Annotated in this window: 16 protein-coding genes and 1 tRNA gene; 9 read left to right on the top strand and 8 right to left on the bottom strand. The window is 35.7% G+C overall.

The genetic code is table 11. From position 1 onward, the window contains the following. Window positions 1-36: 36 nt before the first annotated feature. Window positions 37-5,952: an alpha-2-macroglobulin family protein gene (locus tag CW752_RS12210; protein ID WP_101239987.1), complete on the bottom strand. Its 5,916-nt coding sequence runs from the start codon at window positions 5,950-5,952 to the stop codon at window positions 37-39. 18 nt (window positions 5,953-5,970) lie between these two features. Between CW752_RS12210 and CW752_RS12205 the strand changes: the two genes are divergently transcribed. The 7 genes from CW752_RS12205 (at window position 5,971) to CW752_RS12175 (ending at window position 11,574) form a co-directional block, all read left to right on the top strand. After that, window positions 5,971-6,726 (top strand): hypothetical protein, encoded by a 756-nt coding sequence (locus CW752_RS12205; protein WP_101239986.1) that lies wholly within the window; start codon window positions 5,971-5,973, stop codon window positions 6,724-6,726. A gap of 3 nt (window positions 6,727-6,729) precedes the next feature. After that, window positions 6,730-7,809 (top strand): DNA replication/repair protein RecF, encoded by a 1,080-nt coding sequence (gene recF / locus CW752_RS12200; protein ID WP_101239985.1) that lies wholly within the window; start codon window positions 6,730-6,732, stop codon window positions 7,807-7,809. Between the two features lie 271 nt (window positions 7,810-8,080). Further along, window positions 8,081-8,374, top strand: coding sequence for a hypothetical protein (locus tag CW752_RS12195; protein WP_101239984.1), 294 nt, complete (start codon window positions 8,081-8,083; stop codon window positions 8,372-8,374). Between the two features lie 106 nt (window positions 8,375-8,480). After that, entirely contained in the window at window positions 8,481-9,062 is a 582-nt protein-coding gene (locus tag CW752_RS12190; protein WP_101239983.1) for a Crp/Fnr family transcriptional regulator, read from the top strand. Between the two features lie 242 nt (window positions 9,063-9,304). Next, window positions 9,305-10,195 (top strand): MBL fold metallo-hydrolase, encoded by an 891-nt coding sequence (locus CW752_RS12185; protein WP_101239982.1) that lies wholly within the window; start codon window positions 9,305-9,307, stop codon window positions 10,193-10,195. A gap of 82 nt (window positions 10,196-10,277) precedes the next feature. Next, entirely contained in the window at window positions 10,278-10,667 is a 390-nt protein-coding gene (locus CW752_RS12180) for a nuclear transport factor 2 family protein (RefSeq protein WP_101239981.1), read from the top strand. A gap of 289 nt (window positions 10,668-10,956) precedes the next feature. Further along, window positions 10,957-11,574: a DsbA family protein gene (locus CW752_RS12175; RefSeq protein ID WP_228401739.1), complete on the top strand. Its 618-nt coding sequence runs from the start codon at window positions 10,957-10,959 to the stop codon at window positions 11,572-11,574. A 250-nt stretch (window positions 11,575-11,824) separates the two neighbouring features. Here CW752_RS12175 and CW752_RS12170 read toward each other — a convergent pair whose 3' ends face one another. The 3 genes from CW752_RS12170 to CW752_RS12160 are packed head-to-tail and all read right to left on the bottom strand — an operon-like array spanning window position 11,825 to window position 15,602. Continuing rightward, window positions 11,825-13,855, bottom strand: a complete 2,031-nt coding sequence (locus tag CW752_RS12170; RefSeq protein ID WP_101239979.1) for a recombinase — start codon at window positions 13,853-13,855, stop codon at window positions 11,825-11,827. A gap of 13 nt (window positions 13,856-13,868) precedes the next feature. Continuing rightward, window positions 13,869-14,513 carry a monofunctional biosynthetic peptidoglycan transglycosylase gene (gene mtgA, locus CW752_RS12165; protein ID WP_101239978.1) on the bottom strand — a complete coding sequence of 215 codons (645 nt, stop codon included), beginning with the start codon at window positions 14,511-14,513 and terminating at the stop codon, window positions 13,869-13,871. A gap of 42 nt (window positions 14,514-14,555) precedes the next feature. Further along, the gene (locus CW752_RS12160; RefSeq protein ID WP_185117624.1) at window positions 14,556-15,602 is read right to left on the bottom strand and encodes an ABC transporter substrate-binding protein; all 1,047 of its coding nucleotides are present in this window, start codon (window positions 15,600-15,602) and stop codon (window positions 14,556-14,558) included. A gap of 59 nt (window positions 15,603-15,661) precedes the next feature. On the opposite strand from CW752_RS12160, the gene CW752_RS12155 reads away from it, so the two are divergent. Together CW752_RS12155 and CW752_RS12145 are read left to right on the top strand one after the other, a co-directional pair. Continuing rightward, window positions 15,662-15,735 (top strand) — tRNA-Arg (locus CW752_RS12155). Between the two features lie 605 nt (window positions 15,736-16,340). Next, a complete protein-coding gene (locus tag CW752_RS12145) occupies window positions 16,341-16,982 on the top strand; it encodes a serine hydrolase domain-containing protein (RefSeq protein WP_101239976.1) in 642 nt (213 codons plus the stop codon). Between the two features lie 107 nt (window positions 16,983-17,089). On the opposite strand, the gene CW752_RS12140 is transcribed toward CW752_RS12145, so the two are convergent. The 4 genes from CW752_RS12140 to CW752_RS12125 form a co-directional block, all read right to left on the bottom strand. Then, window positions 17,090-18,670, bottom strand: coding sequence for a hypothetical protein (locus tag CW752_RS12140; RefSeq protein WP_101239975.1), 1,581 nt, complete (start codon window positions 18,668-18,670; stop codon window positions 17,090-17,092). A 365-nt stretch (window positions 18,671-19,035) separates the two neighbouring features. Continuing rightward, window positions 19,036-19,554 (bottom strand): DUF2911 domain-containing protein, encoded by a 519-nt coding sequence (locus CW752_RS12135; RefSeq protein WP_101239974.1) that lies wholly within the window; start codon window positions 19,552-19,554, stop codon window positions 19,036-19,038. A gap of 35 nt (window positions 19,555-19,589) precedes the next feature. Further along, entirely contained in the window at window positions 19,590-21,281 is a 1,692-nt protein-coding gene (locus CW752_RS12130; protein ID WP_101239973.1) for a sodium:solute symporter, read from the bottom strand. Window positions 21,282-21,381: 100 nt separating this feature from the next. Then, on the bottom strand, window positions 21,382-23,886 hold the full coding sequence (locus tag CW752_RS12125) for a PIG-L family deacetylase (protein WP_101239972.1): 2,505 nt from the start codon (window positions 23,884-23,886) through the stop codon (window positions 21,382-21,384). Window positions 23,887-24,027 lie beyond the last annotated feature (141 nt).

Genomic DNA, 24,027 nt, shown 5'->3' with positions numbered 1-24,027 from the left:
GGTTTAAAATTTTAATTATTTCCTTATAGCCAAAAATCATTCCAAAATTTGAACACTGCTTCCTTTTGTGTGGGCATTCATTTGCGGAGCATAATAATTCTGCATGGTGGTAATCCCATTTGAGAACTTTCCGGATGCATTAGCAACCACATCATATTCAAACACATACTTTCCTTTCGGCATAGACTGGATATAGAAATTGGTAGAGGCATCTTTTGTTGACTGATAATATCCTAAATTATTTTTCCATTGATATCCTGATAGTGCATCTATGGGTTCAAATCCTGCTGCACGCATGTCTTTAATATGAATGAATTCCATAGCTCGGTCTGTATTCAGGATCATTCTTACGGTTACTTTATCTCCTACTTTCAATGGAGTTTCTGTCGTAATTTTCTGAAGTTCTTCTCCGTTTACGGTTTTTACCTTTTTATACAATTCTTTTGTTACAGAAATATAATTTTCGGAAGATTTAATTTTATCAAGATCTTCATAATACTGCCAGAACAGTCCTCCCTGAACAATTCCCGGTCCCGGTTTTGTAACGGTAACGGTTGCCAGATTTTTATCGATAGCATCTGTTTTCACTGCAGATTTTACATATCCTGTAGCCTGTGTCTGAGGTACCAATTCTTTTCCACCCCAAATGATGGTAGCTTTATCACTTTCAGGACTTGTCCATGATTTTCCTGAATTTAAAATGGTAAATATCACTTCTGAAGTACTTCTTGAACTTCCCCAGGAGTTTACTTCTTTTTGAGTAACCAGCCAGATCTTCATATCTTCTATAAATTGCTGATCATTAGATTTCAATGTATTGAACGCTTCCAATGCTCCGGCATGGTTTACTACTTTTGAACCAAACCAACCCCAATCATTTAAGTTTTGCTTCCAGTAAACACCTTGCGTTTTTGTATCGGTAGAAGTTTCTTTCAGATAGGTCATCAGTTTATCCGATACGTCTTTCAATCCGTAATCATTCATCAGCAATGCAGCACGGTGAAGTCCGAAGAATGTGAAATCTGTGATTTTAGCCGTTTTTGCTTTTTGCTTTACCAAAGATTTTAATGTCTCTCCTTTTCCTTTTAATGGATATTGTTTTTCCCAATAATTTCGGGTATCGAGATAATCCAGCGCCCAGTTGCTCCAGATATTTTCTTTTTGCATATCCGCATATTTGCTGATTTCATTATCAACATACTGAATCAATTTTGCTACTATATCTTTTTGTTCTGAACTTTGATAATCGTTTACATTTCCTTTCAGCCAAGTATTAAGTTTCCCAAGATTTTTAAGGATATACAATGAAGTTCCGTAAGAACTTGGATACCCGGCATACCAAGAAAATCCTCCATCAGGGTTTTGAAGTTTTTTCAAATCATCCCAATCCTGTTTGATCGAGTTTCTCATCGTATTCACGTCAAACAATAATGCCAGTTTTTGCATTTGTTCGCCTTCATTTTTACTCTGCAACACCCAAGGAGTTTCTTCCAACAATAATTGTTTTAACTCCTGATTCTTTTCAAGGTTGGAATTTAACAATCCTTTGTTCTGGTATTCCTCAAAGATTGTTTTCATTTTTGGATTGGCTTTAAATATTTCAGAAGCCAATACGTCTGCAAACCATTTATTGAAAATAACATCAGCAGAATTGTTCTGATCATTTTTCAAACTTGGAAGCGCAAACATAATTTCCCAAATCGGGTTTGTCGTTAATTCCAATGTATTGGAAACATTAGAAGCGGTTGTAGAATTTGTATTTTTAAGATTATCCAATACAAAAGTCTTCGTTTCTCCTTCTTTTACAAAAACCGGAACGGCATCTGTAACCAGCATTCTGTTTGGCAACACCGCAATAGCCTGTTGTTCTCCATCAGAGTACGCTCCTGCTTTTGCTACTATTTTTATAATGATGGAAGAAACGTTATTAGGAACTTTCAATTTCCATGTTAGTGCATTGTTCCCGTTTTCATTCAAATTGAAATTTTGTACTCCTGAAGCTATTCCGAATTTTGAAGAAATATTCTCATTGGTGAAAGCATCCAAAATCTGTAACTCAGCAGAACCACTCATTTTCTTAGCGGTAAGGTTGGATAGCTTTGACTGTAAATTCAATTCATCACCTTCTCTCAAGAATCTTGGATAATTAGGCGTTACAGAGAATTCTTTCTGTGTTACCACTTCTTTTTCCAAGGTTGCTGCTCTGGCATCTTTTGTGTGAGCAAGGAACATCAGCTTCCATTTTGTAAGGGCTTCAGGGGAAGTAAACTCAAAACTTACGTTTCCTTCTGCATCTGTTTTCAGATTAGGATAAAAGAATGCGGTTTCGTTCAGATTTTGACGTACAGGGACTTTTTCCAGAGATTCCTTTTGTTCTGCTTGATTAGCTGCTCCGGCAGCATCAGCTACTAAGACTTCCTCTTTTGCCATTGGCGCAGCCACTGCAGCCACTTTTGCTCTCCTCATAGTTCCATAACTTACAGCCTCATCTGCAATTGCATTTAAAGGCTTAGGGCAACCTTTATATTGGGGTAATCCAGGAACGGTAGGACAAGCATCCTCTGTATCATAAATTCCATCTCCGTCAGTATCATTCATATCACCAAATCTTCCATCAAGCCAATTAAAATATGGAACATTCACATAAACTCTATTAAAATAAGGTTGTCTTTTTTGATAGCTTTTTTGCAATAGATAATCTCTCATATCATAAGATGTAATAATACTGTAAGGCACATACAATTTATTCCAGCCGAAGTTATTGGCAGCAAATTGATCCAGAGACATATCATACATATTAGCCAATACTTCTGCATTTACCTTTTCTTTGTCATTACCTGTTACTTTCACGGTCCATTTTTCTTTTGAATTAGGCTCCATTTTATCTCTGAAAGTAATGGTTTCAATTTTTAAAGGACGTTCCGTATCTTTTATTTTTAAGTTGACGGACTGGGTGTTCACATCATTGAATGACACCAACTGGAATTGAAGATTCAAATCCGATACACTTTTATCTTTTGGTACATCTACCATATATTCTAATACTCCTTTTTTCAATGGATGAGTTTCTGAAATTGTCTTTCCTGATCCATTCTGAACAAATACATTTACCAGTGCATCAGGGATAGCAGAGTACACATATATTTTCGCTTTCTCTCCTCTTGTCACTTCATCTTTTGGAGCAATAACCGTCAGGAATGTTTTTTGAGTAGATTTCAAAGAAGCTTTATCCCAAACACTAAAGTTTTGAGAAGATTTTATCGTATCTTTTCCTTCTATATTAAATAGTTCCAACTGATACTCTCCTGCGTCCAGTTTTCCCAGATCAAGAGATTCTTCGCTTCTTGTTACTCCATTCAGAATGACAGAAGAGGTTTTCCAGTTCTTGATATCATCATTTTTATCAAATAAATCATGTGGGAATTTGCTCACAAATTCTTCTTTGGAGTATTTTGGAAGGTTTTGAATTGCTGTTTTAAAATTATCTCTGAAAATTCTGTCAGGAGCCGCAAGTTTTGACAACTTAACCTGATAGGATTTTTTAACGGCTTGTTCGTTATAATTCTTTGTTTCTACTTTTAATTTTACATTTTCATCACTAAAAGTATTTTTAATATCATCCGCTTTTATATAATGAGAAACGGAGGCCACTTTCAGTTGTGTATTGGCAGACTGTGTTTCCCCATTGATATCTGTAACCGAAGCATTGATTTCATAATTATCAATTTGAATTCCTTCTAACTTTTCATCTTTTTTAAGGTCCAGACGGATAACAAATTCTCCTTTTTCATTAGTTTTGGTTTCTCCCAGGATTGAATTCTCATTATCATCACCTTGTGGGTACCACCAGAAATACCTCCATCGGATATTGTGTTTTTTAATTTCGTAATTAACGGTAGAATTACTCAGTGCAACACCGGAAAACATCATTGCTTTTCCTTTCAATTCTATAGTTTGCCCGTATTTGTATTCGTCTTTTACGGGATCGAAAGTTACTTCAAACTTTGGTCTCTTATATTCTTCTACTCTGATATCTTTATAACCTTGAGGCTCTCCGTCTGTTCTCAGATAAAATACCCCGTTAAGATTTCCTTTGGGAAGAATAAAACTGCCGTGATAAGAACCAAATTCATTGGTGGTAAAGTTTTGAGAAGTCACTTCCTGACTATTGGCATCCAATAAAGTTATTTTTTGCTTTACTCCTGAAAGCACAGATTCTATTTCTTTATTTATTTTGGTATTAATAACCTTGAAATATACGGTTTGCCCCGGACGATAGATGGCTCTGTCTGTAAAAATCTGAGCGTTTGTACGGCTTTCTTTATTAGGATTATAATCTTCCACATCTCCTCTGCTTCCATATACCTGCATAATTTGGAAATCGTTGTTCTTCGGCTGCTGAATAAGAAAAGTTCTGTAGTATTCGTTACTCGCAGTAGAAGGAAACTTAAAGATTCCTTTTGCATCTGTTTTGCCTTCAATCTTATTCAGCGTATTATTGGAAACAAATTCATAAAATGTAAGAGTTTCGTTAGCCATTGTTTTACCGTTTTCGCTATTGACTAATTTTAACTCATTGGAAAACGGATTATTATCGGTTTTTGTCTGATAAATAATTCTGTTTCCTGAAACCAAAAAGTAAAAATTCTGTCTGGAATCTTTGTCCGGCTCCGTGCCGGCTACAGCATATTCTACAACATAAATTCCTGAAGGAAGTGGTTTAATCTCCAGGGATGTCTTATGAACTTCATAATCTTTGGCATCAGAAAGCTGATATGTTTCTTTTCTTACCAAATTCTTTTTCACCTTACTGAAAGTATCAGCATATGAATTCTGGACATACTGCAGGAAGGATGTAAGATCATCTTTTACTTCATAGATATTTAGAGAAAATTCCGGAAGATTTTTATATTCTGCAACAAAGTGAATAGGTAAATTACTTTGAGTCTGTTGTTCATATTTAATATTCAGTAGTGGATTGGTGATTTGATTTTCTTTATTTTTAATATTATCAATAAAAGAAGATTTCGGATATTGGCTTTTTGCTTGCGCGGCAATAGCGAGAGCCTCTTTTATTTTCTTTTTGGCGATAAGTTCACTCATGATACTTTCCATGATGATCACCTTATAGTCGCCTTCTACACTGGATTTCGCAAGGTTCTGAAGCTGTTCCAGTTTATCTTTGCATTGTTTAAAATTACAGTTTTCATCCAATTTCTCTTTCATGAAATACAGCTTTGGATTTCCGTTATTCTGAGCAATCAGTTCATCAAAAATGACATTGATTGTAGTACGATTTTCTGTAAGTTCATTCTTTGTAAAAAGTCCGTTATCCGATAAAAAAGCAACTTTTTTAAGAGCGTACCAATCAAATAAAGTTGGGAAATAGGCAATATCCTTAGTTCCGGAAAATATAACTTTATATTTTTCCAGGGAAACTTTTTTCATTTCCGGTTTTTGTTGATCCAGCTCTTTATAACTTTGAGTTAAATAGTTTTTAAAATCAAGTTTGCTCCAGGTTTCGATTTGTGACAAATCCTGTGAGTTGATATTGGTTCTTCCATTAATTTTCCACGAATTTTGGTTATAATAATCCAGGAAAAATCCGCTTAACAAAACTTTGTATACCAGTTTTTCATTCCCCTTCAATTTAGCTTCTGTTCCCTGAAGTTTACTAAAGAATTTTGAAGCGGCATCATTCTGGTCATCGTCTATAGTCTGATTTACAATACTGAATTCCGCCTTTAGGGAACGGATCAGCTGGAGGGCATTGTTTTCTTTCATTGCTTGGTTTTCTATGTCTAAAATAATGGGAAGATTAGATTTATACGCTCCTTTCTTACTATTTTCAGCGATTTTCTTCCACTGGTCATCATAGTATTTCTGCGCAAAAGCCTTTGAAAAGCTTAGCATTACAAGCAAAAGCATAAATATCTTGGAAAATCTTTTCATATATATTAATTTTGATAAATGAACATCTTAAAAATACTGAAAAAATCCGTTATAGACAGTCAGATTTATGTATCCTTAATGGGGACTCTTTTTGCAGTATTTTTTATGAAGGAGCAAAACACATTCCGTTTCCCTACTGTTCTTTTTATTTTTATCACCTATTTCAGCGGTTATCTTTATACTAAGTACCAATATACCAGACATTTTTTTAAAATATTGATTCTAAATGCTGTTGCAGGAGTTATATGTGCGCTTTTAATCATTCACAATCACAATGAAATAAGACTTTTAAAATGGTTTATCATTGTGGTGTTAGGATTATTGTACAACAGTTTCTTTTTGGATGTTTATATTCGTAAAATTCCTCTTTTAAAGGTATTTTACGTAGGATTAGTTTGGGCACTTGTCAATTGCTGGCTGACCCTTCCGGAATTTAATCTTCCGATTTTCCTGATCAGTTTTTTCTTTATCACCGCCTTGGTGCTTCCTTTTGATATCCGGGATATGAACAGTGATATGGTAAAAACTTTCCCTATGTTAATCGGAGTCCAGAATACCAAATACATTGCTTATGCTTTGGTTCTTATGAGCAGCCTTATTGGGATTTTTCACCTTAAACCTCTTTATGCAGGTTCATTTTTTTTATCCAGCATTATCACTTATATTTTCATTTATTTCGCTGAAAATAAAAGAGATGACAGCTATTTCTCTTTTGGAGTGGAAACTTGTTCAGCACTTCCTTTTTTATTTTTACTAATAATGGAGTATTTTTGACGAATGATTATCAAGAAGCTTTCCCTTTACAATTTCAAAAACCATTCAGAGAAAAAATTTGAATTTTCCCCACAGATCAACTGTTTTGTAGGCAATAACGGTGTTGGAAAAACCAATATTCTGGACGCTCTTCATTATCTGTCGGTAGGAAAAAGTTTTTTGGGAAATACAGACCTTAACAACATCAAAAGAGAGGAAGATTTTTTCACAATTGATGCAGAAATTCAGAACGAAGAAAGTGAAGACATCATCAGAATTTCTCAACCTAAGGAAGCTAAAAAGGTCATTAAAAAAAACGATAAAAGCTACGACAGACTTGCTGATCATATTGGCTATTTGCCTAGTGTAATGATTTCACCATATGATTCCAATTTGATTTCCGACTCGGGAGAAAGCAGACGAAAGTTTTTGGATGCGATGATTTCTCAAACCGATTCCGAATATCTTTTTGACCTGATACAATATCAAAAGACAATTCAGCAGAGAAATGCCTTGCTGAAATATTTTGCTAAAAACAGAACCTGGGATAAGGATTCACTGGAAATTTATGATGATCCTATTATCAGATTCGGGACCAAGATTTTTAAGAAAAGAAAAGAATTTGTAGAGCAATTAAATCCTATTGTTCAGAATTTCTATCAAATTATTTCAGGGGGAAAAGAAACGGTTTCAGTCATCTATGAGTCTCATTTATTGGAGAATTCTTTTGAAGAACTTTTAAAAGACAGTCTTGAAAGAGACCGTATGCTTACGTATACTTCAAAAGGAATTCATAAGGATGACCTTCTTTTTGAAATGGATCATGTTTTAATTAAAAAAGTGGGATCTCAAGGGCAACAGAAATCTTTCCTTATTTCACTTAAACTTGCCCAAATGAGCCTTGTTAAAGAATTAACGAAAAAAACACCTATTCTTTTGCTGGATGATATATTCGATAAACTTGATGACATCCGTGTTTCTCAGCTGATCGAACTGGTCAACAGAGAAAGTTTTGGACAGATTTTCATTACAGATACGCATCGAGAGCGTACGGAAAGTGTTGTAAAAAAAATCAATGAAGAAAGTATTATTTTTGAAGTGTAATTATATTGTTTAAGTTTTCTTCCTAATCATTATCCAGGTAACCGGCAAAATCCGTGTGAATGCTGGCCCAAAATATTAAAAACTATCAGTTTTAACCAAACTTAATACATTTTATCGCCCATTTTTCTTAGTGGTTTATGATGAAATGATTACCTTCGCATCCCATTTCACATTATTAAAACTTTAAACCTTAACTTTCAAACTCAAAACTATAACAACCACTGGTAACCAACCTCTTTACAAACTCAAATCACGCACGTGAACTCCGATTATGAAGAAGAAAAAACGCGAATATCAGTCCTCTGAATTGGTAAAATCTTTTGCCAGAATCTATGGCTTTGAAGATAAACTTGTAGCTTTTGACATTAAAGATTTTCTTGAAGATTATCTTGATGAAAGCCTTTTCAATGAAGTAAGAAGTGTTAATATTGAAAATAAATGTATCCTTATTAAAATAGACTCTCCATTATTGAAACATGATTTTAAAATGCGCAAAAGCTTTTATCTGAAAAAGTTTCAGGATAAATTTGGCGAGGATAAGTTTGATGATTTGCAAATCCTTTAATTTGAATGTATTGAGGAATAAAAATCTTATCAAGGTATAAACTCAATACTTTCATCAATATTATTTTAATATTTTTGTATCATTCTGCTCACCAAACACATTCCCAATGATTGAAGCCCTGCATCTTAATATTTCTCGTCACATTTCAAACTCTCAAACAGATATTTCGGAGTTTTGTAATTTATTTACTTCAAAAACCATCAAAAAAAAGGAGTTTTTACTGCGAGAAGGTGAAGTTTGCAGGTTTGAAGCGTTCATTACCAAAGGGCTTTTCAAAGTATACCATATTGATGTAAAAGGAACAGAACAGATTCTCTATTTTGGAATGGAAGACTGGTGGCTTACGGATATCGACAGTTTTGCCAATGAAAGTCCCTCACAACTTTTTATAGAGGCCATTGAAGATAGTGAGGTTCTTATTATTTCAAAAAAAGACAAGGATTTTGCTTATGAAAATTTCCCTTTTGTAGAGGAACTTTTCCGAATCATGACCCAAAAAACTCACAGTGCCTTGCAGCGCAGAATGATTGATAATCTCAGTAAAACTGCTGACCAGCGTTATCTGGATTTTATTGAGAAATATCCATCCCTTAATCAAAGACTTACGAATTTACAGGTGGCTGCCTATCTTGGAATCAGTCATGAATTTTTAAGTAAAATCAGACGAAAAACAACCAAAGGAAAATAATATCTCTTCTATTTTTCATGTTTTTCAAAACAACTAAATATTAATACCCTCTTTCTCCAGGTTTTTAATCTATTCCCTACTCCAAACTCAAATCCTTCTATTTTCATTTATTGAACTTGTTCAATACTTAAACCGATAAGTATTGAGAACTTTGTCCTATCAATCAGAAAGATATTTATTGAACTTGTTCAATGTTTAGCAAAATCAACGGCCATAATTTTGTATTCATAAAATTAACAGAGATGAAATCATTAGTAAAAACAACAGTATTAACATTCATAACATTATTTAATATGTCAACACAAGCACAAAATTTCAAAACATTAGAAGCAGGAAAATTTACATTAGATGTTTATAACGCTTCAGAAAACAGTTTCGGGGTAGCTTCTGTTATTGTTTCAGGACAAACGGATGCTATTTTAGTAGATGCCCAGTTTACTCTGGCAGATGCAGAAACAGTTGCTCAGAAAATTAAAGATTTGGGAAAGAATTTAAAGGCTATCTATGTTTCCCACAATGATCCTGATTTTTATTTCGGATTGGAAGTTTTCAAAAAACATTTTCCAGGAGTAACTGCTTATGCAACGCCTAAAGTGGTGGAAGAAATTGCCAGAACAGCACAGAAGAAACTTGATGTTTGGGGTGGTCAGTTAGGTTCAGCAGTAACCAGCAATATTGTATTACCACAAGTATTAAAAGGAAGCAGCCTTGAATTGGAAGGTGAAAAACTTGAAGTTATAGGGTTAGAGGAGTTCCCTGCAAGAACATTCATGTATATTCCTTCTGCAAAAGCTGTGGTAGGTGGTATCAACGTATTCGGAAATACCTTCAACCTTTGGATGGCTGATGCACAAACTGCCGAATCCCGTGCCCAGTGGATTAAAGTATTAGATAAAATAGCCTCATTACACCCTTCCATTGTTATTCCTGCTCATGGCAAATCAACTGATGCTGCAGATTTAACGTCTGTACAACACACTAAAGAATATATTCAGTTTTATGAAGAGGCTTTGAAAACCAATACAACCTCTGAAGCTTTGGTAAAAGCTATCAAAGCTAAATATCCTAATTTGACTTTTGAAACAGCGCTTCAGCTTGGAGCAAAGGTGAATACCGGAGAAATGAAGTGGTAATCCCAAACTTATGAAATCCATCATTTACAGTCTGATGGCCGTACTTCTGCTATCAGGCTGTTCAATAAAAAAGAATATAACAATGACCAATTTAGAAATTGTAAAAAGTACATACGAAGGAAAAACATCTGAAGAAAACGGAAAAGCACTGGCTAGTCATGTTGCAGATGATGTTCAATGGACAGAAGCTAAAGGCTTTCCTTATGCTGGAACCTATGTAGGATTGGAAGAAATTACCAAAAACGTTTTCAGCCGTTTGGGAAGCGAATGGATTGATTATAAGTTCACACCGGAAAATTATGTTGCTGAGGGTGATAAGGTAGTTGCTTTTGGAACTTATACCGGAACCTATAAAGTAACTATGAAGCCCTTTTCTGCCCGCGTTGCTCATATCTGGCATCTGAAAGACGGTAAAATCGTAAAATTTGAACAATTCGTAGACAGCAAAACAGTTGTAGATGCGATGAAATAGAATTGCAAGAATTTTAACGTCAGGATCACAAGAGTTTTTTAATCAAACTTGAAAAAAAAACGTTCGCAAATGCATTTCATTTAGCGAAGATATTCTCAGCTTCATTGCTGAGTGAAACGCCTTTGCGATCTTAAAAACATAAGGATCTAAAAAAAATCTTTGCGAGCATTGCGTTGTAATAATATAAATGAATGGAATACTGACAAACAATTTTGTCACGAACTCAGGTTAACAATATGAGCTTTGAATTTACTTATATTAAGCTCAAAACACATCTAAAAACAAAAAAATGAGAATTATATATATCATGGATCCCCTTTGCGGATGGTGCTTCGGTAATTCCGACAACATGTTAAAACTATACAACCAGTACAAAAACGATTTGGATTTTGAAATCCTTTCCGGCGGAATGTGGACTGGCTCTAATGTTAGAAAACAATCACCGCAGATGGTTAATTTCTTTCTTAAACATGATGAAGCTGTAGCAGAACGTACGGGAATAACATTTGGTGAAGGTTATTTTGAGTTGTTAAAGCAAGAAATTGTATTGGATAGTGAAATTCCATCCAGAGCGATGGTTTCAGTAAAAACAATTGCTCCTGAACAAACGGTTCCCTTCATGGTTGCTGTACAAAAAGCAAGATATTATTGGGGAAAGGATCTCAATCTTGATGCTACCTACCTTGAGATTTGTGAAAATTTGAGTATTGATCCACAACGATTTTTAGAGGCTTTTCATTCAGAAGAAATGAAACAGGTTACTCTGCACAACTTTCATAAAGCTGCGCAATACGCCCAATCTTTCCCAACAATGCTGGTTGAAAAAGATGGAAAATATACCATTATTGAACAAGGCTATGCTCCTTTTTCTGAATTGGAAAAGCATATTGAACTGTTAAAAAAATAAAATATCCCAAGGATAATTGACATACTCAGAGTCTATAAATAAAATCAAATTATCATAAAAAAAGCACTTACTGTACAAAAAACTAAAACAAATCAGCGATGGAGACCGACCAGTATACTGTCGGGATCATTTCCTACATTATGTCTTATTACTGATTGTAGACCATAATAAACTGTTGCAGCAGGATAACAAAAAAGCAGACTGTCTTAAAGGCAGTCTGCTTTTTTGTTATTTATATTATTAAACCTGATCAGTGCTCTTCCGATTTATTGGAAATCGTACTGCTCATCAGGTCATCTGCTTTTTTGTCCAATCCTGAACTTAATGGCAGGAAGAATTTCAGCGGATGCTTTACGAAATACCTGAAAATTTCTTTATAGATCTCACTTACCTGTCCGAAGTTCATCTTTCTTGATCTAAACGCAAGGAACATAGACAAACTGAAACTTACCAGAAAGTTAAAGAACCCTATTAAAAAGACCGTAAAAAAAGAAATCCAGAAGGTATAAGAATCTACAGAAAAGTCTTTTCCGTAAAGGCCTAAAGCGAAGTTTCCTGCGGCAAAGGTAATGTGCCTGATGTCTAAATCGAGACCGAAAAACATCCCTACCGGAGCAGTTGCCCCCAAGAAAACCCCGAACCAAAAATTAGAGATAATTCCCGGCCAGTTTTTAGCATAATATTTAGATAATCCTTTTGCAAATTTTTTCCCAAAGAAATTTCTGATAGATAAGTTTTTCGCGATCCTTTCCGGAATCTGATAAAACACGGAATTGTTTCCGATATTCCCTGAAATAATCCCTGAAATGAACAGATAGAAACCGGCAATACTCGCATGCAGAATCGCTTTGGATTTAAAAGGGTCCAGATCCTTTAATAATTTATCTGATCTTTCAACAGCAAGATTCTGTGAAAAAAAGACATCCAAACCATAAATAATAGCTAATGCTATCGGAAAAGCAAGCAATACATTTCCTACAAAAGCAATAAACTGGCTTCGGAATAACTTGGATACAAGATGAGCAAATTCGGTATTATTTCTTTTACTGTTTCCTTCCTCGGATAAGACTTTAGTCATTGTTGCAGCAGTCATCGCCGGCTGCTTTGTTGCCAACGTAAATCCCATCAGATAAATCATCACAAATCCCATCGCATAATTCATCGAATACAAAAATGCATGGGAAAAATCACTTCCCGGAATATAACCGTAAAGCATTTTCAATACGCAAAGTGCTCCTACAATAATCCCACCACCACTGGCTTTATAGAACATGGTCATATATTCTTTCCTCGTAGAAGTAATATAATGGGTTCCCGCTTCTGCAGTATGGTTGGTAATAAGATGGGAAATTAATCTTGTACTATCATTGATCAGGTCTGCAATATTATTTTTATGAGACTTATAACTCAATATATTAAAGACCAATTGTTTGGACTTAACCAACACATCTTCATCCGTGTCAATCACCAATAACTGTACGATTTCATAAATCCTTTTAGTCTGCTGACGGATCTTCAACAACGATTGATTGATTTTTCCCGAAATACCATATTTTGCTGAGTTTTTAAAGGCTATATTAACAAACTCAAGGCATTGCTCAGCATAAATTTTGATCTGTTTATATCGACTGTCTTTAGAATGAAGTTGCAGCTCCGGATCTTTTACCAGATCATCTGCTAATGTTTCCAATTCATTTTGAAGCGCCAGAAATGGATTATCCAGGTTTCGGTATTGTGGAGCCATTCTCACCACTTCTACTTCCATGGCCATTCCCGTTACCCTCCATGAAAGAATGTTCATTGAGAAAATAAGCTCTTTCTTCACATTGGGTTTAATAATAAAATCGGAGGCTCCTATAATAGACAGGAACTCATCAATCTCATTTTCAGGAAGGTTATGTAAATATTTTAAATCCTTTTTCGGCCTCATACTGACGTTATCGATCATGTACCATACCGTCTTCTCGTTCTCAACAGGGGGAAGAACCTTATTCAGGATTCTCTTTTTGAGTTCAGGAAAGAAGGCATTTTCAGAAAGAATATTCGCTTCCGTTAAGGATAGGTTGAAAGGCCTGTCTTTAAAAATATTATGAATGTAATGTTTAAAGTTCTCAGCAAAATTCGGATTGCTTCTGAGAAAATTGAGCACATCGGTAAAATCCGCCCTTTTAACACTCTCTAAAAACTCTGCAAATGGCTCTAAAGAAAGGGTTTCGTTCTTAAAAGAAAAATATTTTTTAAGAACTGACTCAAAATTTGTGCTGGAATTAAAGAATTTCATTAGTACAAAGATACTATTTCAAACTCACATTCCTCATCTGTCTCATAATCCAATTGTGTTTCTTCCTCAAATAAGGGGATGGATTTTTAGGGTCGTACTTCTTTGGATTAGGCAATACAGCGGCAATCCAAGCTGCATCTGAGGCACTTAAATCTTTGGATGATTTTCCAAAATAATATTGAGCGGCAGCTTCCACACCAAATACTCCCTGCCCCATTTCGATAGAATTCAGGTATCGTTCAAGAATGATATCTTTTCCCCATACTTTCTCGATAATGAAAGTATAAACGGCTTCCAGCCCTTTTCTGATCCAGCTTCGGCCTTGCCAAAGAAAGACATTTTTTGCCGTCTGCTGAGAAATGGTACTTCCTCCTCTTATTTTCTTTCCCTGTTCGTTATGCTTCATCGCTTTTTCAATCGCCGTATAATCGAAGCCGTTATGGTCGAAAAATTTCTGATCTTCAGAAGCAATTACAGCTTTTTTTACATTATTACCCATTTCATCATAGGAAATATAGTCTCTATGTAATTTTCCATATTCAAAAAGTCCTCCTATCTGGGTGATGGTAATAGGCGGATTAAAGAATCTTCCCCAAATAATAAAAATTACATTTAGAGCAAGAATAATGAAAATCAGTTGTTTAATTTTTTTCCACATAACTTTATAAAAAGGAAAGGCAAAAATAAGCAATAGTCCGAGTTACTGCAACTCTTTCATATAAGTCAGTTGATAATTAGGCAGCAATTCAGGGTGAAAAATTTTAATGTAATCTTTAAGAATCAGATCGGATCTTACGGCACCGCTTTCAAAGAAATCATTCGCTTTCTGTCTTTCTTTACCGGTCATCGTATAAATTTTTCCTTTATTGAATACGTCAAGCTTTCCATAGAAGCCATTCATTTTCAACATTTCCTTTTTAGAAGTGTGACTTCCTGCATTAACCCAATATTGGACTCCGCCTGCTTTTGCATATACTTCCTCAAAACTCATGGTTAAAGCTTTTTCATCTTTATTATCTTTCATGATATAAGAAGCATTGGCATCAGCAATATAATGGGCTACAGAAGTATTTCCTCCCGGAAGATACCACACATCACCATACATTTCATTAGCTAAAACAACCGGTTTTTCTTTTGCTGTTGAAGCTAATTGTTTCAATTCATTATAGCTTTTCTCAATTTCCAGATATTTCTCTCCCGCTTCTTTTTCTTTTCCTAAAAGTTCTCCAAAAAGCCTGATATATGCTGTTTTTTCCAACGGTTGCTGTTCCATATATTCATCTAAAAACACTACTTGGATTCCGTTATTTTTCAACAGTTCATAGGTGTTATCAAAACTTGCAATATGATTGGTAAAAATCGCATCGGGTTTCAGGGAAATAATTTTTTCAACATCGTACTTCTGCTCGCTTCCTACATTTTGAATTTTTCCTTCTTTCAATAGGTTCTGGATTTTTTCCGAATAAATATATTCCGGACTCGACACTCCGATGATCAGATTTTCTGCACCAAGCTCTGAAATATACCCTGCCATACTTGCATTAAGCAAGATGATTTTTTTAAAAGGAGTTTGATTTTTGTTGAAATTGTAGGTGAAATTTCCCGATTTCAACTCCAAGTTTCCTTCTTGTTCCTTGTATTGGGTACGTTTTGAGATATTTGTCCAGTCTGAGGACGAAATTTTTGATTCTCTTTTACAGGCAATTAGCGAAAATACCGTAAATAAAAGTAAAATTTTCTGTTTCATTCTTCAAAGAACGGAAAAAAGTGGTATATTTGCAACCGTTAAACAACAAGATAACAAACGGGCTCGTGGCGCAACTGAATAGCGCATCTGATTACGGCTCAGAAGGTTACAGGTTTGAATCCTGTCGAGCTCACAAAACGGCAAATATCATAGATATTTGCCGTTTTTTTATTACCATATTTCAACTCTTAATAAATTTTAAAGCTTTCCTATTTAAATATTAAAGATCAGTTCCAAAAGTTGTGGACTAAGCAAAAAGTTTGGTTAATCTAAAGAGGAAAAATGTTCTATCTTTCACGTCTCTAAGCTTTATATTGAAATTTAATTTCAACGCAAAGACAAGATTCAATTCATTATTGATAAGAGAGCTAAGAAAGCGACAAAAGTCGCTGATGAAGCGATGTAGATAGGCGTACGCTTAGAAAGAATCAATACAATTGATTCAGCTCTTTGCTTCCTAAAATACAACACCGGATAATAGAAATCCTTTGCGTAAAATTTAAAAATTAAATATTCTAAGCCCCACAACTTTTGCTCTTGTTCCATTTTAAAGCTTTCCTATTTAAATATTAAATTGCAGCTATATTAAATGAAATAGACCTTGACTGATATATTACAAAAACATCAATATTCACCATAGAATCAAATCCAAAAAGCTACCTATTTCATAATCTTTGTCAAGGTTTGGAACCTTGACAAAGATTAGAGCTTAAACTAAAAAAATAATAACAAACACTCATGAAAACACTTACTAGAGCAAGAAATACCAGCTCCTTTTTAACCTTATTGATTGTATTTAGCTGCGGCACCAGACATTTGAAAACAGAAAAAGGTTCCGCTTATGCCGGTAAAATTGATTCCGTGATGACAAAGGCTTATGAAAGAGGCTTATTCAACGGAAATGTTCTTGTTGTTAAAAACAATACCATTATTTACAAAAAATCATTTGGTTTTACCGATGAAACGAAACAAACGGAATTAAATAACAAATCAATATTTAATCCAGGCTCTATTGCAAAGGAGTTTGATGCGGTTTCCATCATGATTTTGGTGGAGCGTGGTCTTCTTAATCTTGATGACCCGATTCCCAAATTTAATTTAGGATTGCCCAAATGGTCGGAGAAAGTAACCATACGTCATCTGATTAACTACGCAAGTGGTATTCCTAAAAGATCTATTTATCGAGCTATAAGAAAGGAATCGCTCAACGATGTAGATAAAGGTATTGATACCTACTATTTACTCAAAAAAAATTCTGCAAAAAAATACAGCTTTGAAAATCCAAGTGAACTGATTACATACCCAGGTTTCCCTCACGGAATGCCTACTACGGAGCACGAAACAATTAACAAAGACCTTTTGGAGTTTATTGAGGCTTAATAAAGCAATCATACAAAACAATACTGCAAGGATTTATTCCTTGCAGTATTGTAATCTGTTTTATTAGAATTGCTGAATCTTATTATTCCAGTAAAAAGGTTGCTATATTAGTTTTGGAATTTTACAAAATCGAGATAAAAAGAAGGATTTCCAGCATTGAATGAGGCCGGTACTACTCCATTTGTTTTACCAGCTAAAACAGTATAGGTTCCTGGTGTAGCAAAATACAATACACGGTTCTGATCTCTGGGAAACATGAATGCAGCAGTGTTTGATCCACAGTAGCTTCTCCAGACATCACCAATACCGTTAATATAGAAAAAGTAATCATTACAGTCAGAATTAATGGCGACTCCACATCTAAAAAAATACCAGCCCTTCGCCGGAATAGTGACCTGAATCCCTGTATTCAATCCGGCTCCCCCGGTTCCTCCTGTATAAGGATTTACCAATGTTCCGGTATATGGTGTCCAATTATTAGCAAATGCTGTAGTAACTGTGGACGACCATGTTGCTAAACCATTGGCATCACTTGTCAGTACATAACCTAACTGCTGAGTACCGTCTTTAATCTGAAGAGCTCCATTGGTAGTGCCATTATCAATTATTACTTTTGCATTAGATGCACCTGACGGTACTGTATTGGTACCCATCAGGACTTTCCCGGCACCATTAATACTTAAATTATTTCCCGCCATTACAATATTAGTAGCTTGTGAAAGAGTTCCTCCCAGCTTTACATCTGTACCTGATAAAGTAAGACCATTGCTCGCGGTAATATTGTTATTAATAATTGTTGTTCCGCCATTTCCATTACCTCCTGCAAGTTCTGTTACGGTCATAAATCCTATTTGAGGATTCAGCTGAGCGGTTCCTGCTCCTCCTAGCCTTACCTTTACGGAAGCATCAACTGTAGGCCTGTAAATAGCATAAGCTTCTGGTTGACCGCCTATTGAAGTTGCAGGATAATTATTGATTGCATCAACAACACCAGAGGTACTGGAAGGAAGAACAGAATTATTTGAAGCATCCACCCATTCATAGACAAAGAAGCCTCCAGCCAATGAGAATTCTGTAGCATGCAACTGACAACGGAGCACATATGTTTTACCGGCTTTCAAATTAAAAACACCTGCATTATAAGTAATGTTATTAACTGCAATTACAGACCCGAATGTAACATCTGATCCGGTAGATATCGTTTGAATAGCATTAGGCTTTACAATAATATAATCTCCTGTAGAAGAAGTTCCTTTTGAAAGTATCTCCCAAGACGAAACAGCTCCTGTAAGCCCGGTATTAACTAATTCTACACTTTGGTTGGCCGGTACAAGAACACTAGGGCTTCCATTAATGGTCTCTGGAACTGCAGAATTTACTGTAATGCTAAAATTTGTATTATTTTTAATCCTATAGATCCGTCCTTTATAGTTTCCAATCCCACTTATTGCAGAAGGAAGATTAAAAACGGCATCGGAACTTCCATTATAAGAGACGTGAAAGTCTGTTGAGGTCAAATTATAAGAGTTTGTATTGACAGCATTATAATTTGCGGCTAATGATCCGGAGATATCCATAGTGGAACCTGGATTAGCAGTATTAACACCAACATTCCCTGCCTGAGAAAAAACAATAGCCGGACTTAAAGCTAACACTGCAAAAAATAATTTTGTATAAATTTTAACCATTCATTATTCTTTTATATATCTTAATTGATATTGTTATTACGGTAGTAAAGATATTCTAAGATTGATGTAAGAATTTATGAATGTTGTGGAAATATATTGATCAGCTTGTGGAAAAATATCCACAAATATAAATTCAAAGAATAGCGTTCTCAATCAAATTGATTCTATAATGGCAATTTCCTTATCGTTAAAAACATCAATCAAAAATCATTTAACCTTACTGATGAAACGAGACACACTACATTACATAATAAATTAATAATCAACATTTTAACTAAAATGAAATAAAGAAGTAAAATTTTCAAATCAAAATTTTACACAAAAAATCCCGGATTAACCGGGATTTTAACTTGTTATATTTACATTTATTTGATCTCTACAGGAACTGAGATTTTATCCCAATCCATTGTGAAACCATTATTATTTATTTTATACACTAAAGTTTCCTGTGTTACCGGTAAAGCTTTTGTTTTCACATCAACACGTAGAGCATCTTTAGCTTGTTCATATTTATAAGCACCCCATTGCTTTGGTTCTTTATTAAAAATCGCAGTCCAGGTTCCGGATGCTTTAGGAATTAAGAAAAAGCTGTATTTACCTGCAGCCAGTTTTTTACCTTGAACGGTAATGTCTTTATCCGTTTCGAAAGTTGTTGCTTCATTGGCACCTGCACGCCAAACTTTATCATAAGCTTCTAAACCACCCCAGATGGTACGCCCTTTAACAGAAGGGCTGCTATAGGCAATGGTAATGGTTGCATCTTTAATTTTTCCGGTTGCAGTAGCCGGAGGGCTGGCAGGTTTTTTAGTATCCTGTGCAAAGGCATTCATGGAGATTGTCATTGTCGCAACAAGGACGGTAGCAGATTTAATTATTGCTTTCATATTATATTTATTTATTTGTTTTTGTCATTATTCGCTTACGAATTTACTACTTTTTGCTTATAAAATAGCAATCCGATTGCTGAAAATACAATAACCGCTGCAGCACCGATTACATTAAGCCAAAGGAAAGAAACGATATCAAACTGGTAAATGGCAATAACCACAATTTCTGATAAAATTGCAGCAATAAATACATTGGAACCGGTGATTTTTTTATAGTAAAATGCAACCAGAAAAATCCCCAATATCGGACCGTAGAAAAGAGAACCTAATACATTCACAGCTTCAATAAGGGAGCCCATTTGAGTGGCAAACATAGCTACACCGATTGAGAAAATACCCCAGGCTAAAGTGTGCAGGCGACTATACTTCAACTCTGTTGCATCATCAGGAATATCTTTTTTAAATATCAGATGAACATCTTTTAATGAGCAGGCGGCAAGGGAATTCAATGCTGCCGAAATGGAACCCCAGCTGGCCAGGAAAATGACGGCAAACAGCAAACCGATCATTCCTACAGGCAGGGTATTTTTCACGAAATACAGGAAAATGTAATTCGTATCCGTTTTTTCTGCATTATAGTTTGAACTATTGATCGCTTCCTCCACCCTTCCGTGCAATGCTTTTACCTCGGTTTGTGTATTTTTAAAATCCTGAATTGTTTTATTAAGTTGGGGAGAATTATTCTCTTTCAATTTTAAAATTTCTTTCGATTCTGCATTAAATTTTATCTGTAAATCCTGATGTTCTTTTTCAAAAGCCGCAGCCTGTTCAGGTTTTGTTTCCTTTAAATACTGATAAGAACGTTCGTTAAAGTAAATAGGAGCAGGTTTTAGAGAAAAGAAAGCAAAAAGTAAGGCACCGATCAGGAGAATAGCAAATTGCATCGGAATTTTAACCAACCCGTTCAACAGCAGACCCATTTTTGCATTGGTATTGTCTTTTGCTGTAATATACCTTCCCACCTGACTCTGGTCTGTACCGAAGTAAGAAAGCGCCAGAAAAAAGCCACCGATCAGCCCGCTCCAAATATTGTATTTATCTTTCCAATCGAATTCTGTGGTAATTACATTAAGCTTTCCGGATTTTCCTGCCAGATACAGCGCATCGTTAAAACCGATTCCATTCGGCATATTCTGGATAAGTAAATACCCTGCAAAAGCCATGGTTCCCAGAATAATGAGAAACTGTAACTTTTGAGTGTGTGCAATCGCTTTTGCTCCCCCAACATAGGTATAAATCAACAGAATACCACCTGTCAGGACATTGGTTAAATAAATATTCCAGTTTAAAACGCTTGATAAGATAATACTCGGAGCGTAAATACTGATTCCCGTTGATAAACCTCTGGAAAAAAGAAAAAGCAGTGAAGTAAGTACCCTTGTTTTTTTATCAAAACGGTTTTCTAAATATTCATAAGCCGTATAAACATTTAAGCGCTGAAAAATCGGAATGAAAGTGATACAAATCACAATCATCGCCAAAGGTAACCCAAAGTAATACTGAACGAAACGCATCCCGTCTGTATAAGCCTGACCCGGCGCTGACAAAAATGTAATGGCACTTGCCTGTGTAGCCATAATCCCTATCAGCACAATATACCAGGGCATTTTATTATCTGCTTTCAGGTAGGATTCGTTGCTTTTTTGGCCACGACCGATGAATACGCCGTACACCACCACTGCAACAAGTGTAACAATAAGAACTGTCCAATCTATAGTACTCATGCCCAGAATTTAGTAAACCAATAATAAAATGCGATCTGCAATACCAATGCAACGGCTAATAGTATGTACCAGATATTCCAATTTTTAAGTTGTTTGCTCATCAGTTTTTTTGTGCAGATAAAAAGTTAAAAAATAAACGTGCCGCACCCACATTTCCCGCAGGAAGCTGTCTGAAGAACGCCAATGGGGTGTAAATAAAATTACCCTTTCCATATTGGGCATATAAAGTTGATCCTTTCAATGGCTCTTCATCTGTATCGTGCATTTCAAAAAGCGGTTCATACGCTGCATCCCATTGAGCAGGGAAATAGGCTCCACGCTCCTGTACCCAGCCTTTAAAATCATCCGCAGTAATTTTGTTCGGAAAGTTCAGTAATTTATGATTGGGATTTAAAAATGTAACCGCAGCATTTTCTTCGGTAACACGCTTATTGGCTACACTGAAATTGTACATTCCCAATTGATCAACGGTTGTATCCTGGTTCGTGTTATACTGCATCACCAGATTACCTCCGGCTTTTACATAAGACCATAAGAAAGGCATCCAGCGCCCCAGTTTTTTCTCTGTGTTGTTTGCACGAACACCCAATACAATAGCATCATATTGTGATAATTTGTTTTGACTGCCGGTTCCAGTAGATTCACCTATGTTTCCATAAAAATCTTCGTCTTTCAAAACATCTACCTGAATACCTGCGATGCGGAGGAAATCGGGAATGAAATCGCCCGCACCTTCTACATACCCAACTTTTTTAACCTTCGCCTGAATATCGCCTTTCATTACGGTGGCAGTGGCAGGCGCAAAATATTGTAAGGAAGGTAAATGCGGATACTGAATTAATAGTTGCTTTTTATTATAAGTGACTCCATCTGCAACAAAATTCGCATCCAATGGCAAACGGGATGAATTGATTGTGGCAAGCTTAGTTTTTGGAATCATATAGTCAACGGTAAAGTCTTTCCCCTTAACCGAATTTATAGTAGTTTCCCCTAATCGTTCTCCGTTATACATCAGGTTGAGAATACCTTTATTGTACGGCTTATTAGAGTTAACCTTAACATTTAAACTCAAATGTAAATCTTCATTTTCTTTGGCTACATAAAGTGGTTGTGTAAATTTCAGTTCCAATGCAGGAACAATGCGCAAGGCTTCAACTACATCACCACGCACCGGGTCTAATTTCTTGAAAGATAAAGGAAGTTTAACCTGAAAATCTTCTGAACCGATTTTTAAATCCAGCAAAACATTCAATGGTGATTCTGCCTCTGGCAAACCGACTAAAGTATCATTTGGAACAGAGAAAGTTGCTGCATTTACAGGAGGTTTTGCCAACCAGTAAGGTTCTGTAAGTGCTGCATCCGCAGGAATCTGAATGTCATGCTGAATGGTAATCAAAGAATCTTTGGATAGTTTTCTGTTGAAGCTTTCGGATTGACTTAACCATTTAACATTTTCTAAAACAACAGGATTTGAAGCTCTTGAAATCAGATTTAACCTGAAATTATAATGATCTCCGGCAACCGCTTCAGCCTGATTGGTAACCACCTCACCCATAAACCCGGCACAGCTTAAAATAATATGGTCAAGAGATTTAATTTTATCCGTTTTAAGATCTGCATCTTTTAGTGTCATGACCTTTTTTCTCAAAGCAAGCAAAGCTGGCAAACTCTGGTCAGGATTATTGAAATTAAAAGCAGAAATAATTTTATCTAATGACTGGTCAATATCAGCGTTTCCTTGTGAAGTCCAAGTCTTCATTACTCCATCAAAAAGTGTTGTTTTTGCGGGCTCACCAGCAACATGGGCAAAATATTCAGTTCTGATACCGGCTACAGACTGTGTTCCTGCACCCTGACTTTTATGCAAACTTCTGCTTAATCCTGCTAATTCTCCGTACCCCATTCCCAATTGTGCATCATATTGCCCAACGGTAACTTTCAGTTGATTTTCATCGGTTGTATTGACTCCACCAAAGCGGAAAGTATTCCACAATACGCGTTTTGGCTGCCATGTATTAACATATTTTAATTGATCCGGAAAAGCTGTTTTATCGCCCGCCAGCTTAAAAGCTTTTTCTGCAACCACCGCCGAAGCGGCATGCTGTCCATGACCTGCTGCTGCAGTAGGAGGAAAACGACAAATGATAACATCCGGACGGAATTTACGGATTACCCAGACTACATCTGCTGTAATATTATCTATATTCCATTGTTTAAAAGTATCTGTAGTGTTTTTAGAGAATCCGAAATCAATCGCACGGGTAAAAAACTGTTGGGCACCGTCTAGCTTTCTTGCCTCTAAAAGTTCATGCGTTCTGATTAAACCCAACGCAGCACCCTGCTCTGTACCTAATAAATTCTGACCGCCATCCCCTCTGGTTAAAGACAAATAACCCGTTTCTACATTTTGATCGTTGATTAGCCATGACAGCAATCCCGTATTTTCATCATCGGGATGAGCCGCAAGGTATAAAACTTTAGGCAGCTGTTTAAGGGTTTTGATTTCGCGGTAAATTTCAGATGATTTGGAGGGCCGGACCTGCTGGGCCGAACAAAAAACCGTATACAATCCAAGGATACATACAGTGCTTACTTTTTTGAACATTTAATTTTACTTTGCAGAGCAAATATAAGTAAATCATCTTTCTTTCAACAGTAAAAGAAGTAAACTGTGAATTTCATAGAAAAACTGTTTATTTTTTTATTAAACCACAAATCGAAGGTTCGACGCAGTCAAAAGCCACAA

It is taken from the genome of Chryseobacterium sp. PMSZPI, assembly GCF_002835665.1.
In the GTDB taxonomy this organism is placed as follows: domain Bacteria; phylum Bacteroidota; class Bacteroidia; order Flavobacteriales; family Weeksellaceae; genus Chryseobacterium.
This window is presented reverse-complemented; position numbering and strand designations above follow the sequence as displayed.